Here is a 15,885-nt window from a genome sequence, read left to right on the forward strand (position 1 = left end):
CTCAATTTGTTTGGTGGCGATAGCGAAGAGGTCACACCCGTTCCCATGCCGAACACGGAAGTTAAGCTCTTCAGCGCCGATGGTAGTCGGGGGTTTCCCCCTGTGAGAGTAGGACGCCGCCAAGCAAGGTAAAACCCAGCTCATTGAGCTGGGTTTTTTGTTTATCAAAAATGAAGAAGAAATTGTAAAGCGTATTTTGGGAATTTGTTTTCTGTCACTAATAAAAACTGCTGAATTAGCACGTAATCATCACTTATATGCTGCGTTAACAACTCATACCACCATTCTGTCTCATACCTCGCAATCATCCCTATGTTGTACAAAATTAAATAGTGAATTGCCATTTCTGGAAGTCTCAGAAATTGTTCCCTTTGAGAAGGGATAAAATATTGGTTCTTACCCATGTCATACAACAAGCTGTTTGATGTCCATGGCTTCGTGTCTTGCGGTGAAATTTCAAACAGCAGCTCGTGTTCATTTTTTCTTTCAAAAGACCATTGAAAATGATGGGACATATATTCGGCAAATCTTGAATCAGACATTTTATAATTGATCACCACATCCTCTGGTACAGAAATCCTGTCCTTTTCCTTCTCGACTTTTGTCATAAAACGTTCTTTCTGCTGAAAATAAAAAGTATCACTTAGTTCTGGAATCGCCATTAATAATTTTTTCATGGTATACCGTTCATCTACTATATCCGATTGTCCGAATAAGTGTTTCATGAAATGTATGCATAGGCCGTTCCGTTGTATTTTCACTTCATCATCGCTAAAACAATAATTCTGTTTCTTTCGCTTTCTTGTTGTTACGCCATGTGCCAGTACTGATGTATGGCTTGGATAATGAGGATCCCGTGTTATGAGGCATGCTTTGATAAGCTGAGCCATTCCATAAAATAAAAGAATCGGTTTGATTTCTAAAGGGGAATATGAAGCTTGTTTATAAAACGATTCGGCATGCTTTAAGAAATAAATAAACCGTTCACTGTTTTTAAAAGAGTTCTTTTTCGCATCGTCAATACCGTTTAAGGTATAAACCTTTTCTAGAAATTTCTGGGTTGATTCAACGGAATAAAATAGCGCTAAGTCTTTCCACTCATGATATGTCATATGTATTTCTTTATCCTTTCCGTTATCTAAATATTTCAACTCTTTCTCGCTTCCTTGACATGCTCTTGGCTAGTTGATAATCTACATATAATATTTTGCCGAAAAGAGGGGGATTTACTAATGTGGGAAAGTAAATTTTCAAAAGAAGGCTTAACGTTCGACGATGTGCTGCTTGTGCCAGCCAAGTCAGAGGTACTTCCGCGTGATGTGGATTTATCTGTAGAACTTACAAAAACGTTAAAGCTGAATATTCCTGTCATCAGCGCAGGTATGGACACTGTAACAGAATCAGCAATGGCAATTGCAATGGCTAGACAGGGCGGCTTGGGCATCATTCATAAAAATATGTCCATTGAACAGCAGGCTGAACAAGTTGATAAAGTAAAGCGTTCTGAGCGCGGCGTTATCACAAATCCCTTCTTTTTAACTCCTGATCACCAAGTATTTGATGCGGAGCACTTGATGGGGAAATACAGAATTTCTGGTGTTCCGATTGTAGATAATGAAGAAGACCAAAAGCTTGTCGGAATTATAACAAACCGTGATCTTCGTTTTATTTCTGACTACTCAATGAAAATAAGCGATGTCATGACGAAAGAAGAGCTTGTTACTGCACCTGTAGGAACCACTCTTGATGAAGCTGAAAAGATTTTGCAGAAACATAAAATTGAAAAGCTTCCTCTCGTTGATGACCAGAATAAATTAAAAGGCCTTATCACAATCAAAGACATTGAAAAAGTCATTGAGTTCCCGAACTCATCTAAAGACATTCACGGCCGTCTGATCGTTGGCGCGGCAGTTGGCGTAACTGGCGACACAATGACTCGCGTCAAAAAGCTTGTTGAAGCCAATGTCGATGTTATTGTTATTGATACAGCTCACGGACATTCTCAAGGCGTATTAAACACAGTAACAAAAATCCGTGAAACATATCCTGAATTAAACATTATTGCTGGGAACGTGGCAACAGCTGAAGCGACAAGAGCTCTTATCGAAGCTGGAGTAGACGTTGTCAAAGTTGGAATCGGACCTGGTTCAATTTGTACTACACGCGTTGTAGCGGGTGTCGGTGTTCCGCAAATTACAGCGATTTATGATTGTGCGACTGAAGCAAGAAAACACGGCAAGACAATCATCGCCGACGGCGGAATTAAATTCTCTGGCGATATTACTAAAGCATTGGCAGCCGGCGGACATGCTGTTATGCTCGGAAGCTTGCTTGCAGGCACGTCAGAAAGCCCTGGTGAAACTGAAATCTACCAAGGCAGAAGATTTAAAGTATACCGCGGTATGGGGTCAGTTGCTGCAATGGAAAAAGGAAGTAAAGACCGTTACTTCCAAGAAGAAAACAAAAAATTTGTTCCTGAAGGAATTGAAGGACGCACACCTTACAAAGGACCAGTTGAAGAAACAGTTTATCAGCTAGTCGGCGGTCTTCGTTCTGGTATGGGATATTGCGGATCCAAAGATCTTCACGCTTTAAGAGAAGAAGCCCAGTTCATTCGCATGACTGGCGCAGGACTTCGTGAAAGTCATCCGCATGACGTACAGATTACAAAAGAATCTCCGAACTATACAATTTCATAATAAATTGTTACAAATTAAAAACATTTGACAGGGTCTCTGACTCTGTCTATTTTTTTTATACTGATTATGATAAAATTTATACTGTTGTGCATGAAAATGTCCTTAACGGCTTAATTATAGATGAAGAATATGAAATACGGAGGTCGTACGATTGAACATCAAGAAATGTAAACAGCTATTGATGTCATTGGTTGTGTTAACACTAGCTGTCACTTGTCTGGCTCCAATGTCAAAAGCAAAAGCAGCCAGCGATCCAATTGATATCAATGCATCTGCTGCTATTATGATCGAAGCTTCTTCAGGTAAAATTCTGTACAGTAAAAATGCAGATAAGAGACTGCCAATTGCCAGTATGACAAAAATGATGACAGAGTATCTGTTATTAGAAGCAATTGATCAGGGTAAAGTGAAATGGGATCAAACCTATACGCCTGATGACTATGTGTATGAGATTTCCCAAGATAACAGCTTATCAAACGTTCCTCTTCGGAAAGACGGGAAATACACAGTAAAAGAATTATACCAAGCTACAGCAATTTACTCTGCAAATGCTGCTGCTATTGCGATAGCAGAAGTCGTTGCGGGTTCTGAAACTAAGTTTGTTGAGAAAATGAATGCAAAAGCAAAAGAACTAGGCTTAACAGATTACAAATTTGTTAATGCAACAGGTCTTGAAAACAAAGATCTTCACGGGCATCAGCCTGAGGGGACAAGCGTAGATGAAGAAAGTGAAGTTTCTGCTAAGGACATGGCGATTCTTGCGGATCACTTGATTACTGACTACCCTGAGATTCTGGAGACTTCCAGTATCGCCAAAACGAAGTTCAGAAAAGGCACTGATGATGAAATGGACATGCCGAACTGGAACTTTATGCTGAAAGGGCTTGTCAGCGAGTATAAAAAAGCGACTGTAGACGGACTGAAAACAGGTTCTACTGACTCTGCCGGTTCATGCTTTACAGGAACAGCTGAACTCAATGGAATGCGTGTTATTACTGTTGTATTAAACGCAAAAGGCAATCTACATACAGGCCGTTTCGATGAAACGAAAAAAATGTTCGATTATGCTTTCGACAATTTCTCCATGAAAGAAATTTATGCTGAAGGCGATCAAGTAAAAGGCCATAAAACAATTTCAGTTGATAAGGGTAAAGAGAAAGAAGTAGGCATTGTGACAAACAAAGCGTTCTCTCTTCCTGTCAAAAATGGCGAAGAAAAGAATTACAAAGCGAAGGTCACACTAAATAAAGAGACCTTGACTGCTCCTGTGAAAAAAGGAACCAAGGTTGGGAAACTGACTGCGGAATATACAGGCGATGAAAAGGATTACGGATTCCTTAACAGCAATCTTGCTGGCGTAGACCTTGTTACAAAAGAAAATGTAGAAAAAGCAAACTGGTTTGTTTTGACAATGCGCAGTATTGGCGGATTTTTCGCCGGCATTTGGGGAAGCATTGTTGATACGGTAACCGGCTGGTTTTAATCAAATGAAAGAGCTCTGATGTATGTTAGGGCTCTTTCGTTTAATATACAGAAAAAACCCAATTTTTAAGAAAAAATGATTTTCAAAGCGCTAAAAACCGAATAAAATAATATATATCCATATGAATTATTGGATTTCTAGGATACAATAAGGATTAGAAATTATACAATTATACCTTGATTAGGGGGACCAAGAAATGGCTCAAACAGGTACTGAACGTGTAAAACGCGGAATGGCAGAAATGCAAAAAGGCGGCGTCATTATGGACGTCATCAATGCGGAACAAGCGAAAATTGCTGAAGAGGCTGGAGCTGTAGCTGTAATGGCGCTAGAGCGTGTACCAGCTGATATTCGCGCGGCTGGAGGAGTTGCCCGTATGGCTGACCCTACAATCGTGGAAGAAGTAATGAATGCAGTATCTATCCCAGTAATGGCAAAAGCGCGTATCGGACATATTGTTGAAGCGCGTGTGCTTGAAGCTATGGGTGTTGACTATATTGATGAAAGTGAAGTTCTGACTCCGGCTGACGAAGAATTTCATTTAAATAAAAATGAATACACAGTTCCTTTCGTTTGCGGCTGCCGTGATCTTGGTGAAGCAACACGCCGTATTGCTGAAGGCGCTTCTATGCTTCGTACGAAAGGTGAGCCTGGAACAGGGAATATCGTTGAGGCTGTTCGCCATATGCGCAAAGTAAACGCTCAAGTGCGCAAAGTAGTTGCGATGAGTGAGGATGAACTCATGACAGAAGCGAAAAACTTAGGTGCTCCTTATGAACTTCTTCTTCAAATTAAAAAAGATGGCAAGCTTCCTGTCGTTAACTTTGCCGCTGGCGGCGTAGCCACTCCTGCTGATGCTGCTCTCATGATGCAGCTTGGTGCTGACGGAGTTTTTGTTGGTTCTGGTATTTTCAAATCAGACAACCCTGTTAAGTTTGCGAAAGCAATTGTGGAAGCTACAACTCACTACACTGATTACAAATTGATCGCTGAGCTTTCAAAAGAGCTTGGTACTGCAATGAAAGGGATTGAAATCTCAAACTTACTTCCAGAACAGCGTATGCAAGAACGCGGCTGGTAAGAATATAGGAGCGCTGCTGACATGTTAACAATAGGAGTACTAGGACTTCAAGGAGCAGTTAGAGAGCATATCCATGCAATTGAAGCATGCGGTGCGGCTGGTCTTGTCGTTAAACGCCCTGAGCAGCTGAACGAAATTGACGGACTGGTTTTACCTGGCGGTGAGAGCACGACGATGCGTCGTTTGATTGATACGTATCAATTCATGGAGCCGCTTCGTAATTTTGCTGCTCAGGGAAAACCGATGTTCGGGACATGCGCCGGATTAATTATATTAGCAAAAGAAATTGCTGGTTCAGATAATCCTCATTTAGGTCTGCTGAATGTGGTTGTTGAGCGTAATTCGTTTGGCCGGCAGGTTGACAGCTTTGAAGCTGATTTAACAATCAAAGGCCTGGACGAGCCTTTTACAGGGGTATTCATCCGCGCGCCGCATATTTTAGAAGCTGGTGAAAATGTGGAGGTTCTTTCGGAGCATAATGGTCGTATTGTAGCTGCTAAACAGGATCAATTCCTGGGCTGCTCGTTCCATCCGGAGCTGACAGAAGATCACCGAGTGACACAGCTGTTTGTTCAAATGGTTGAGGAATACAAGCAGAAAGCACTTGTATAAAACAGTTGAAAGCTGTGGAAACTTATAGTACATTATAAGCACAAATAAAGATCGAAAAGCGTTGATAGGAACTAGTAAGAAGCCTCTCTTTCTAAGAGAGCCGATGGTTGGTGCGAATCGGTGAAAGATGCTGTCTGAATCCATCCTTGAGCGAAATGCTGAAACAAGTAGGCATTTACGGGATAACCGTTATGTGTGAAAGTGGAAAACGAGTCTTTGGCTTGTTTTCAATCAGGGTGGCAACGCGAGAGCTCTCGTCCCTTTATGGGGATGAGGGCTCTTTTTATTTTCGACAAATCAATAAAAAAGGAGTGTTTCGCATGCTTGATACAAAAATGCTGAGAGCAAATTTTCAAGAAATTAAAGCAAAGCTTGTACACAAAGGCGAAGACTTAACTGATTTTGATAAGTTTGAGGCGCTGGACGATAGACGAAGAGAGCTTATCGGCAAGGTTGAAGAGTTAAAAGGAAAACGGAATGAAGTATCTCAGCAGGTTGCTGTACTGAAACGTGAGAAAAAAGACGCGGATCACATTATTAAAGAAATGCGTGAAGTCGGCGAGGAAATTAAAACACTTGATGAAGAATTAAGATCAGTGGAATCTGAGCTTGATACCATTCTTCTTTCAATCCCAAACATTCCGCATGAGTCTGTCCCTGTCGGTGAAACAGAAGACGACAACATAGAAGTGCGTAAATGGGGCGAAAAGCCTTCATTTGCTTACGAGCCGAAGCCGCACTGGGATATTGCAGATGAGCTGGGTATACTAGATTTTGAACGTGCTGCAAAAGTAACAGGAAGCCGTTTCGTGTTCTATAAAGGTTTAGGTGCTCGTCTGGAGCGTGCGCTTTATAACTTTATGCTTGATCTTCATGTAGATGAGTATAACTATACTGAAGTGATTCCACCTTATATGGTAAACCGCGCAAGCATGACGGGAACGGGTCAGCTTCCTAAATTCGAAGAGGATGCGTTTAAAATCAGAGAAGAAGATTACTTCTTAATTCCGACTGCGGAAGTCCCGATTACAAACATGCATCGCGATGAAATCCTTTCAGGTGACAGTCTGCCGATTAACTATGCGGCATTCAGTGCTTGCTTCCGTTCTGAAGCTGGTTCAGCAGGGCGTGATACACGCGGATTGATCCGTCAGCACCAATTTAATAAAGTTGAGCTTGTGAAGTTTGTGAAGCCTGAAGATTCTTATGAAGAATTAGAGAAGCTTACAAACCAAGCAGAACGAGTTCTCCAGCTGCTTGAGCTCCCATATCGTGTCATGAGCATGTGTACGGGTGATCTAGGCTTTACGGCTGCGAAAAAATACGATATCGAAGTTTGGATTCCAAGCCAAGACACATATCGTGAAATTTCTTCTTGCAGCAACTTCGAAGCGTTCCAAGCAAGACGTGCGAACATTCGTTTTAGACGTGAAGCGAAAGGCAAGCCTGAGCATGTACACACACTGAACGGGTCAGGTCTGGCGGTTGGAAGAACAGTAGCCGCTATCTTAGAAAATTATCAGCAGGAAGACGGAAGCGTTGTAATTCCAAAAGTGCTTCGCCCTTATATGGGGAATAAAGAAGTAATAAAACCATAAAATTGTGAAAAGGTGTACCTGATAAGGTGCGCCTTTTTGCCTGAGTAAACACGATATTTTTATAAAAACAAAAAAGTTTTTAAAAATGCTTGACCATATAAGAACATTCATGATATAGTAAGTCTTGTCGATACGGAGGAATACCCAAGTCCGGCTGAAGGGATCGGTCTTGAAAACCGACAGGGGTGTCAAAGCCCGCGGGGGTTCGAATCCCTCTTCCTCCGCCATATTGATTTTAATTCTAATGAAACACAAGCATATATTGGAGATTGTTTTGTCCGTTGCATTCGATGCAACGGATTTTTTATTATAAAGAAAAAGTGAATCTCAGCTGAGATTCACTTTTTTTGATTTTCATGAATAACTGAAGCGATTTGATCTACAATATTTTCAATCGAGCTTTCGTCATTCAGCAGATCATAATCCTCAATACGGAGCTTTAAAACAGGGCAGGCATTAAAACCGCTTATCCAGTTTTCATAGCGTGTATGCATTTCTTCCCAATAAGACCGGCTTGTCTGAAGCTCCATTTCACGGCCTCGTTCTTCAATCCGGTTTAAAATGTTCTCCAGATCTCCTTCTAAATAGATCAATACATCTGGGTGTGGGAAATACGGTGTCATGACCATTGCTTCGAAAAGGCTTGTGTAAGTTTTATAATCAATCTTTGACATTGTCCCTTTGTCAGCATGCATTTTTGCAAAAATTCCTGTGTCTTCATAAATAGAACGATCCTGTACAAATCCTCCGCCGGCTTCAAAAATCGTTTTCTGTTCTTTGAATCGTTCAGCTAAGAAATAGATTTGCAGGTGAAAGCTCCAACGTTCAAAATCATGATAGAACTTTTCTAAGTATGGATTATGATCGACTTCCTCCAGAGAGGTTTTAAATCCAAGCCTTTTAGCCAAAGCTTTTGTTAAAGTCGATTTTCCGACACCTACTGTTCCTGCTACTGTGATAATTGAATTCTTAGGGATATGATGTTCCTTCATACGATAAGCTCCTTTACATGGGCGGCAATGCGTTCAAAGTCGCTCTTATTCAAAACGAAATCCTTTGAATCACCATCTATAGTTAGCACTGTAAGTTCAGGATCGGCTTCCTGCAACTGTTTGATGGCGACTTCATAATCTGCGATCAGCTGCTCCAAATAGCTTGTTTCAATTTTTTTCTCAAAGGGGCGTCCGCGTTTTTCAATGCGGTGTAACAATGTGGGCAGACTAGCCTTTATGTAAATGATGAAATTTGGTTTTGGCAGATCATCCGTTAGCAGGTGATAAATCTTTTTATATTTTTCCAGCTGAAGCTGAGACAGGGTGCGTTCTGCAAAAATCACATTTTTATAAATGTGATAATCAGCTATCACAGGTTGTCCCTTTTTTAAAAAGTGATCGCTGGTGTCTTCAAGCTGTTTGTATCTGTGACAAAGAAAAAACATTTCAAGCTGGAAGCTCCATTCCTCTATATTGTCATAAAACTTATCAAGGTATGGGTTGTCCTCAACAATCTCACTAATCATAGGGAATTCAAACTCTTGTGAGAGCATTGTCGCGAGGGTTGTTTTTCCTGCCCCGATAGGACCTTCTATTGCAATAAAAGGGGCTGTATTCATCGGAATCCTCCTTATTTCTGAAAAACGTTCGTCAGTTACCGACCTTCATATTGTATCACAACCCTTGGGTGCCCCCATGAAAAAAAGACGTTTCCAAATTATCGAAACGTCTTTTTGACAATATTAAATTGATCAGACAGCAACAGCCAGTTTTGCGGGAAGGAAAGACCTAATTTCCAATAGCTGATGCCTCTTAAATTCAGCTCTTTAATCAGATTGAATTTTGCTTGGATCGAGCGGGCATCCTCGAACCATACCTCGTGCCTTCTGTTTTCAGCATCAGTATAGCGGAAGAAAGGCGCTTGAGCTGTTTGGTCATACTGAATGGTTGCATTGTTTTGATCGGCAATGACAAGGGCTTGCTGAGGGCTTATTGCTCTTGCCGGGGTTCCACCTGCTGTGTATGGCAGTGTCCAGTCATACCCATATAAATTCTGGCCCATGACAATTTTATTCGCAGGCATTTCAGTCAAAGCGTATTCTATGACATCCCGAACAGGCCCGATTGGCGAAACGGCTTGAGCCGGCCCGCCGCTATAGCCCCATTCATATGTCATGAGAACAACAAAGTCGACAATTTGGCCATGGGCTCTGTAATCATGGGCTTCGTACCATCTGCCCTGCTGTGTTGCGCTTGTTTTAGGGGCGAGCGCTGTAGAAATTTCTAAGCCTTCTCGATGGAAAAGATCCCTTGCTTCGCGGAGAAATTGGTTATAGGCTTCTCTATCCTCAGGCCGCAAATATTCAAAGTCAAAATGAATATCATAGAAACCATATCTTTTTGCATTCTCGACTATTTCATTTAAAAGTCTTCGTTTCACAGTATCGTCGTTCAAAAGGATCCGGCCGAGTTCATCGCTGAATGCCTGGTTTTCTAGGTTCGTTATAATCATCATCAATGTCGTGTTTTGATTCTCTGCAATGCTTCTTAAATTCGTTAAAGGCGGTGCGACTAAGGTTCCGTCACGCTGTGCCTGGAAACTGAATGCGCCAAGGTACGTTAAGTAGGGCGACGCTTCTCTGGCCGCCTGCTGGAGATTTTCGCTGACTTGATTTCCGCGGGGTTCCAAATAAGCATTTGATTCGATGTCTCGTTTAGGAACGGGAGGGATGTATAAGCGAAAACCAATCTGCAATACGGTATTTAACTGGATTCGGTTAACCCTGGCAAGTTCGGCTGCCGTTGTATTGAACCGCCGTGCGATGGATGTCAGGGTATCACCTTGTTGAACATCATAGAACTGGCCGGCTATTGGAATGACAATGGTTTGTCCGACAACAAGGCTGTCGGGATTCGGTATTTCATTCGTTTCTGTGATTTCACTTACAGTTGTTCTGTATTGTGAAGCGATAGCAGAAAGAGTGTCGCCTTGTTTCACCACATAAATTTGAATGAAAAACGCCTCCTTTCATATCGCTATCAATGTATGAAAGAAAAGCGCTGATCATGTTTATTTTTCTGTAATTTGTTCCTCGGTCGTAATTTCTGCGAAAAGAACATTCTCCATCATGGTTAAGGCAAATTCGTTATCTTCGTCACGATTTGAGGCAATGCAGTCCTTAGGAATCGTGATGCTGTATTCCCTCATGTAAGCGTCATTAGCGGTAAATAGCACGCATATGTTACCGGCTATACCTGTTAAGATAATATGCTTCACCTGCAATTCGGTAAGGAGAGTGTGAAGTGCTGTTTCGTAAAAGGCGGAATGTTTCGGTTTGATTAAAAAATAATCAGCATCTTCCGGCGCTATCTGTCTGATGATATCCTTGCTTTTTTCATTCGTGCATTCTTGCTGAATATTTTTAATATCAGCTTGCCAAAGTCCGTAATGATCATTAATGTAAATAATCGGCCAGTCATTTTGTCTCGCATGCTCCTTTAATGATAAAATGTGAGGAACGATTTTTTCTGTTTTTTTAGCGAGGCTTTCTCCCATATCGAATTCAAAATTATTGATCATGTCTACAATGAGAAGAGCTGTGTCTGCTTTGGACAATCGACAGTCTCCTTTCCGTTTCAGTTATAGTTAATATGTAGCCTTTTTAGGCAATGAAAAAACTTTGAAAAGAGAGCTTATCCTTATGACACAAGATGAACTTTATATGAAAGAAGCAATTAAAGAAGCGAAAAAAGCTGAAGAGAAAGGTGAAGTGCCAATCGGCGCCGTGCTTGTCGTTAACGATGAAATCATAGCGCGTGCACATAATTTAAGAGAGACGGAGCAGCGGTCAATCGCTCATGCGGAAATGCTTGTGATTGATGAAGCGTGTAAGGCGCTGGGAACGTGGCGGCTGGAGGGGGCAACTCTTTATGTGACACTTGAACCTTGTCCGATGTGTGCCGGTGCCGTTGTGCTTTCGCGAGTGGAAAAAGTGGTATTTGGTGCATTTGATCCTAAAGGCGGCTGTTCAGGTACGCTTATGAACCTTTTGCAGGAAGAGCGCTTTAACCACCAGGCTGAAGTGGTGAGCGGAGTGCTTGAGGAGGAATGCGGAGGAATGCTCAGTTCATTTTTTAGAGAACTGCGAAAAAAGAAGAAAGCCTTCAGGAAAAACTTGTCTGAGTAGTCCGGTTGCAATTTTTAGGGGGAAACGATATACTTATGTATGCATCGCAATAGATGCGATATAAAATTTGATATTTATTTTGCCGTGCTAAGCGGGGAGGTAGCGGTGCCCTGTACCTGCAATCCGCTCTAGCGGGGCCGAATCCCTTCTCGAGGTTCGTTTACTTTAAGGTCTGCCTTAAGTAAGTGGTGTTGACGTTTGGGTCCTGCGCAATGGGAATTCATGAACCATGTCAGGTCCGGAAGGAAGCAGCATTAAGTGAAACCTCTCATGTGCCGCAGGGTTGCCTGGGCCGAGCTAACTGCTTAAGTAACGCTTAGGGTAGCGAATCGACAGAAGGTGCACGGTAAATCAATCATCAAATTTTCAGACTCACCTATCATTAGGTGAGTTTTTTGTTATGTAAAAAGAGCTTTTGGAATCGAAACAAGGTTCATGTATAATGGGAATGATGAATAACGGAGGAGGGCAAACCCGTGAGTTACCAAGCTTTATATCGAGTATTCAGGCCTCAGCGCTTTGAAGATGTGGTTGGACAAGAACACATTACAAAAACGCTGCAAAATGCCCTTTTGCAAAAAAAGTTTTCTCATGCCTACCTATTTTCCGGGCCAAGAGGAACGGGAAAAACCAGTGCAGCCAAAATATTTGCCAAGGCTGTCAACTGTGAACATGCTCCTGTTGATGAGCCATGCAACGAATGTGCGGCCTGTAAAGGGATAACAAACGGGTCAATATCCGATGTCATAGAAATTGACGCCGCTTCTAACAACGGTGTTGATGAGATCCGTGACATTCGCGATAAAGTGAAGTTTGCCCCGTCGGCCGTCACATATAAGGTATATATTATAGATGAGGTACATATGCTTTCTATCGGTGCCTTTAATGCATTGCTAAAAACATTAGAAGAGCCGCCCGAGCATTGTATTTTCATTTTAGCAACAACCGAACCGCACAAAATTCCTTTAACCATTATCTCCAGATGTCAGCGTTTTGATTTTAAACGAATTACATCCCAAGCGATTGTCGGACGTATGAATAAAATTGTTGATGCAGAACAGCTGCAAGTGGAAGAGGGATCGCTTGATATCATTGCGAGTGCTGCAGATGGCGGTATGAGGGATGCTTTGAGCCTTCTTGATCAGGCGGTATCATTCAGCGGTGATGTTCTGAAAGTCGAAGATGCGCTTTTGATTACGGGAGCTGTTTCTCAATTATATATAGGGAAGCTGGCGCAATCCCTGCATGATAAAAACGTTTCTGACGCACTGGAAACATTAAATGAACTGCTTCAGCAAGGGAAAGATCCAGCTAAGCTGATAGAGGATATGATTTTCTATTTCAGGGACATGCTGCTATACAAAACAGCCCCTGGCTTAGAAGGAGTGCTTGAAAAAGTAAAAGTTGATGAAACGTTCCGAGGACTAAGCGAACAAATTCCGGCACAGGCCATATATGAAATGATTGATATTATGAACAAAAGCCACCAGGAAATGAAATGGACAAATCATCCCCGTATCTTTTTTGAAGTGGCAGTGGTGAAGATTTGCCAAACGTCTCATCAATCAGCAGCTGACCTGCCGGAAGTCGATATGCTGATGAAAAAAATTCAGCAGCTCGAGCAGGAAGTGGAGCGGCTTAAAACAACAGGAATTAAAGCAGCGGCGGAAAGCCCGAAAAAAGAAACACCGCGTGTGCCTAAGGGCGGGAAATCCAATTACAAAGCGCCAGTCGGGAGAATTCATGAAATTCTGAAGGAAGCTACGAGACCGGATCTTGACCTGCTCAGGAACAGCTGGGGCAAGCTTCTTGCTCATCTCAAACAGCAAAACAAAGTATCACATGCCGCTTTGCTGAATGACAGTGAACCTGTGGCTGCCGCCTCAGCGGCATTTGTTCTGAAATTCAAATATGAAATTCATTGTAAAATGGTCGCCGAGGATAATAACGGAGTCCGGACAAATCTTGAGCAGATTCTAGAATCGATGCTCGGAAAAAGAATGGATTTGATTGGCGTTCCTGAAGCACAATGGGGTAAAATAAGAGAAGAATTTTTAGTAGATCATCAGCAGGAAAATGAAGGATCAAATGAACCGGCTGAAGAAGACCCGCTTATTGCCGAGGCGAAAAAGCTTGTCGGAGCGGATTTAATTGAAATAAAAGACTAACAAAATGAAAGAGAGTGAATGCTATGCGTGGCGGAATGGGAAATATGCAAAAAATGATGAAACAAATGCAAAAAATGCAAAAGGACATGGCGAAGGCTCAAGAAGAGCTTGCAGAAAAGGTTGTTGAAGGAACTGCAGGCGGTGGTATGGTAACAGTAAAAGCAAACGGCCAAAAAGAAATCCTGGATGTCATCATCAAAGAGGAAGTCGTTGATCCGGAAGATATCGACATGCTTCAAGATTTAGTGCTTGCTGCAACGAATGAAGCTTTGAAAAAAGTTGACGAGATCACAAACGAAACAATGGGTCAATTTACAAAGGGAATGAACATGCCAGGTTTATTCTAGGGGGATAAAAGAACATGCAATATCCTGAACCAATATCAAAGCTGATTGACAGCTTTATGAAATTGCCAGGGATCGGACCGAAAACAGCGGTTCGTCTGGCTTTTTTTGTTCTAGGTATGAAAGAAGATGTGGTATTAGATTTTGCCAAAGCATTAGTAAATGCGAAACGCAATCTGACATATTGTTCAGTTTGCGGGCATATTACAGATCAGGACCCGTGCTATATATGTGAAGATACACGCAGGGATAAGTCCGTTATCTGTGTTGTGCAAGACCCTAAGGATGTTATCGCTATGGAGAAAATGAAGGAATACAACGGACAGTATCACGTTCTTCACGGCGCCATTTCTCCAATGGACGGCATCGGACCAGAGGATATTAAAATACCAGAATTGTTAAAACGATTACAGGATGATCAAGTGACAGAAGTGATTCTCGCAACTAACCCTAATATAGAAGGGGAAGCAACGGCGATGTATATATCAAGGCTCCTGAAGCCGTCTGGTATTAAGCTCTCCCGTATTGCCCACGGACTGCCCGTCGGCGGCGATTTGGAATATGCTGATGAGGTCACTCTTTCTAAAGCACTTGAAGGAAGACGTGAATTGTAAGGAGGAAAAAGCGATCCATGGGTTTTCTTCGCAAGAAAACATTGAGAAGAGAGTTTGATGAAAAACTAATTGAGCAGCTTTTTAAGCAAAAGGAAGAGTGGAACAGGCAAAAAAAGCTGGTTGAAAAAAGCTTAGAACCGTCTGCTGAAGTGTTATACGAACTGAAAGTAGCTGAAGCGAAGTATTTTTTTTACTTGAGGGAAGCGAAACAGAGAAATTTAAAAATCAGCCGGTGGAAGTAAGTGGTCTAAACTCCTGGATCTTCTCATAAGCTTGTACTAGAACAAGCAAGGGAGATGAGAAGATTCATGGAGCCTATTTTTATTATAGGGATTATTTTAGGACTGGTTATTCTTCTTTTTTTATCAGGTTCAGTTGCAAAGCCGTTAAAGTGGATTGGTATCACAGCTGTTAAATTTGTGGCGGGCGCTTTGCTGCTGGTTTGTGTAAATATGTTTGGCGGCAGCCTTGGCATTCATGTGCCGATTAATCTGGTCACAACAGCTATCAGCGGGATTTTAGGGATACCGGGAATAGCCGCGTTAGTCGTCATTAAGCAATTTATTATTTAAATGATATTAATATGTTGACTTTAATAATCTAAGGTGTTATTCTAATATACGTCGCTGATGACGAATCGCTTTTTGAAAAGAAATTGTTGAAAAAAGTTATTGACGAGAGCGGCGGTAAATGTTATGATTATAAAGTCGCTTAAAGAGCGATAGACAAAGTTCTTTGAAAACTAAACAAGACAAAACGTACCTGTTAATTCATTTTTTATAAAATCGCACAGCGATGTGCGTAGTCAGTCAAACTAGGGCCTGCACGACGCAGGTCACACAGGTGTCGCCGCAGGATGCGGTGGACTTAACCTGTGATCCATTTATCGGAGAGTTTGATCCTGGCTCAGGACGAACGCTGGCGGCGTGCCTAATACATGCAAGTCGAGCGGACAGATGGGAGCTTGCTCCCTGATGTCAGCGGCGGACGGGTGAGTAACACGTGGGTAACCTGCCTGTAAGACTGGGATAACTCCGGGAAACCGGGGCTAATACCGGATGCTTGTTTGAACCGCATGGTTCAAACATAAAAGGTGGCTTCGGCTA

General features: G+C 42.0%; 16 protein-coding genes, 1 tRNA gene, 2 rRNA genes, 1 other RNA gene and 1 other annotated feature. Of the genes, 15 read left to right on the top strand and 5 right to left on the bottom strand.

Annotated features, from left to right (window positions below; all coding sequences use genetic code 11):
* Window positions 1-9 precede the first annotated feature (9 nt).
* Window positions 10-125, top strand: a 5S ribosomal RNA gene (rrf, locus tag AC0DBE_RS21345).
* Between the two features lie 39 nt (window positions 126-164).
* On the opposite strand, the gene AC0DBE_RS21350 is transcribed toward rrf, so the two are convergent.
* Window positions 165-1,112, bottom strand: a complete 948-nt coding sequence (locus AC0DBE_RS21350; protein ID WP_472963716.1) for a YaaC family protein — start codon at window positions 1,110-1,112, stop codon at window positions 165-167.
* Between the two features lie 120 nt (window positions 1,113-1,232).
* Between AC0DBE_RS21350 and guaB the strand changes: the two genes are divergently transcribed.
* From guaB to AC0DBE_RS21380, 6 genes are all read left to right on the top strand, one after another.
* Entirely contained in the window at window positions 1,233-2,699 is a 1,467-nt protein-coding gene (gene guaB / locus AC0DBE_RS21355; protein WP_014112273.1) for an IMP dehydrogenase, read from the top strand.
* A 151-nt stretch (window positions 2,700-2,850) separates the two neighbouring features.
* Window positions 2,851-4,182 (top strand): D-alanyl-D-alanine carboxypeptidase, encoded by a 1,332-nt coding sequence (gene dacA / locus AC0DBE_RS21360; RefSeq protein ID WP_072565611.1) that lies wholly within the window; start codon window positions 2,851-2,853, stop codon window positions 4,180-4,182.
* Window positions 4,183-4,378: 196 nt separating this feature from the next.
* On the top strand, window positions 4,379-5,263 hold the full coding sequence (pdxS, locus tag AC0DBE_RS21365) for a pyridoxal 5'-phosphate synthase lyase subunit PdxS (RefSeq protein WP_472963703.1): 885 nt from the start codon (window positions 4,379-4,381) through the stop codon (window positions 5,261-5,263).
* A gap of 21 nt (window positions 5,264-5,284) precedes the next feature.
* Window positions 5,285-5,875, top strand: coding sequence for a pyridoxal 5'-phosphate synthase glutaminase subunit PdxT (gene pdxT / locus AC0DBE_RS21370; protein ID WP_472963705.1), 591 nt, complete (start codon window positions 5,285-5,287; stop codon window positions 5,873-5,875).
* Between the two features lie 52 nt (window positions 5,876-5,927).
* Window positions 5,928-6,140: a binding site (T-box leader), on the top strand.
* Window positions 6,141-6,195: 55 nt separating this feature from the next.
* Entirely contained in the window at window positions 6,196-7,473 is a 1,278-nt protein-coding gene (gene serS / locus AC0DBE_RS21375; RefSeq protein ID WP_061187062.1) for a serine--tRNA ligase, read from the top strand.
* A gap of 134 nt (window positions 7,474-7,607) precedes the next feature.
* Window positions 7,608-7,700: transfer RNA gene (locus AC0DBE_RS21380), tRNA-Ser, on the top strand.
* 111 nt (window positions 7,701-7,811) lie between these two features.
* Here AC0DBE_RS21380 and dck read toward each other — a convergent pair.
* The 4 genes from dck to AC0DBE_RS21400 all read right to left on the bottom strand — a co-directional run bounded on the left by dck (window position 7,812) and on the right by AC0DBE_RS21400 (window position 11,082).
* Entirely contained in the window at window positions 7,812-8,465 is a 654-nt protein-coding gene (dck, locus tag AC0DBE_RS21385) for a deoxyadenosine/deoxycytidine kinase (protein WP_013307891.1), read from the bottom strand.
* Window positions 8,462-9,085, bottom strand: a complete 624-nt coding sequence (gene dgk, locus AC0DBE_RS21390; RefSeq protein WP_061187061.1) for a deoxyguanosine kinase — start codon at window positions 9,083-9,085, stop codon at window positions 8,462-8,464. Before dgk ends, dck begins: the two co-directional genes overlap by 4 nt.
* 98 nt (window positions 9,086-9,183) lie before the next feature.
* Entirely contained in the window at window positions 9,184-10,467 is a 1,284-nt protein-coding gene (locus AC0DBE_RS21395) for a LysM peptidoglycan-binding domain-containing protein (RefSeq protein WP_472963708.1), read from the bottom strand.
* 69 nt (window positions 10,468-10,536) lie between these two features.
* Entirely contained in the window at window positions 10,537-11,082 is a 546-nt protein-coding gene (locus tag AC0DBE_RS21400; protein ID WP_133489392.1) for a cysteine hydrolase family protein, read from the bottom strand.
* An 85-nt stretch (window positions 11,083-11,167) separates the two neighbouring features.
* On the opposite strand from AC0DBE_RS21400, the gene tadA reads away from it, so the two are divergent.
* The 8 genes from tadA to AC0DBE_RS21440 all read left to right on the top strand — a co-directional run.
* Window positions 11,168-11,653 (top strand): tRNA adenosine(34) deaminase TadA, encoded by a 486-nt coding sequence (tadA, locus tag AC0DBE_RS21405; protein WP_014112280.1) that lies wholly within the window; start codon window positions 11,168-11,170, stop codon window positions 11,651-11,653.
* Window positions 11,654-11,735: 82 nt separating this feature from the next.
* Window positions 11,736-12,000, top strand: an RNA gene (gene ffs / locus AC0DBE_RS21410) — signal recognition particle sRNA large type.
* A 129-nt stretch (window positions 12,001-12,129) separates the two neighbouring features.
* Entirely contained in the window at window positions 12,130-13,821 is a 1,692-nt protein-coding gene (dnaX, locus tag AC0DBE_RS21415; protein ID WP_472963711.1) for a DNA polymerase III subunit gamma/tau, read from the top strand.
* Between the two features lie 23 nt (window positions 13,822-13,844).
* A complete protein-coding gene (locus AC0DBE_RS21420; protein WP_003225427.1) occupies window positions 13,845-14,168 on the top strand; it encodes a YbaB/EbfC family nucleoid-associated protein in 324 nt (107 codons plus the stop codon).
* 14 nt (window positions 14,169-14,182) lie between these two features.
* Window positions 14,183-14,779: a recombination protein RecR gene (recR, locus tag AC0DBE_RS21425; RefSeq protein ID WP_003225425.1), complete on the top strand. Its 597-nt coding sequence runs from the start codon at window positions 14,183-14,185 to the stop codon at window positions 14,777-14,779.
* 17 nt (window positions 14,780-14,796) lie between these two features.
* A complete protein-coding gene (locus AC0DBE_RS21430) occupies window positions 14,797-15,021 on the top strand; it encodes a YaaL family protein (RefSeq protein WP_014112283.1) in 225 nt (74 codons plus the stop codon).
* Window positions 15,022-15,087: 66 nt separating this feature from the next.
* A complete protein-coding gene (bofA, locus tag AC0DBE_RS21435) occupies window positions 15,088-15,351 on the top strand; it encodes a sigma-K factor-processing regulator BofA (RefSeq protein ID WP_072565615.1) in 264 nt (87 codons plus the stop codon).
* 311 nt (window positions 15,352-15,662) lie between these two features.
* Window positions 15,663-15,885 (top strand): 16S ribosomal RNA (locus AC0DBE_RS21440); the annotation flags it as partial.

It is taken from the genome of Bacillus sp. VA15, assembly GCF_055721145.1.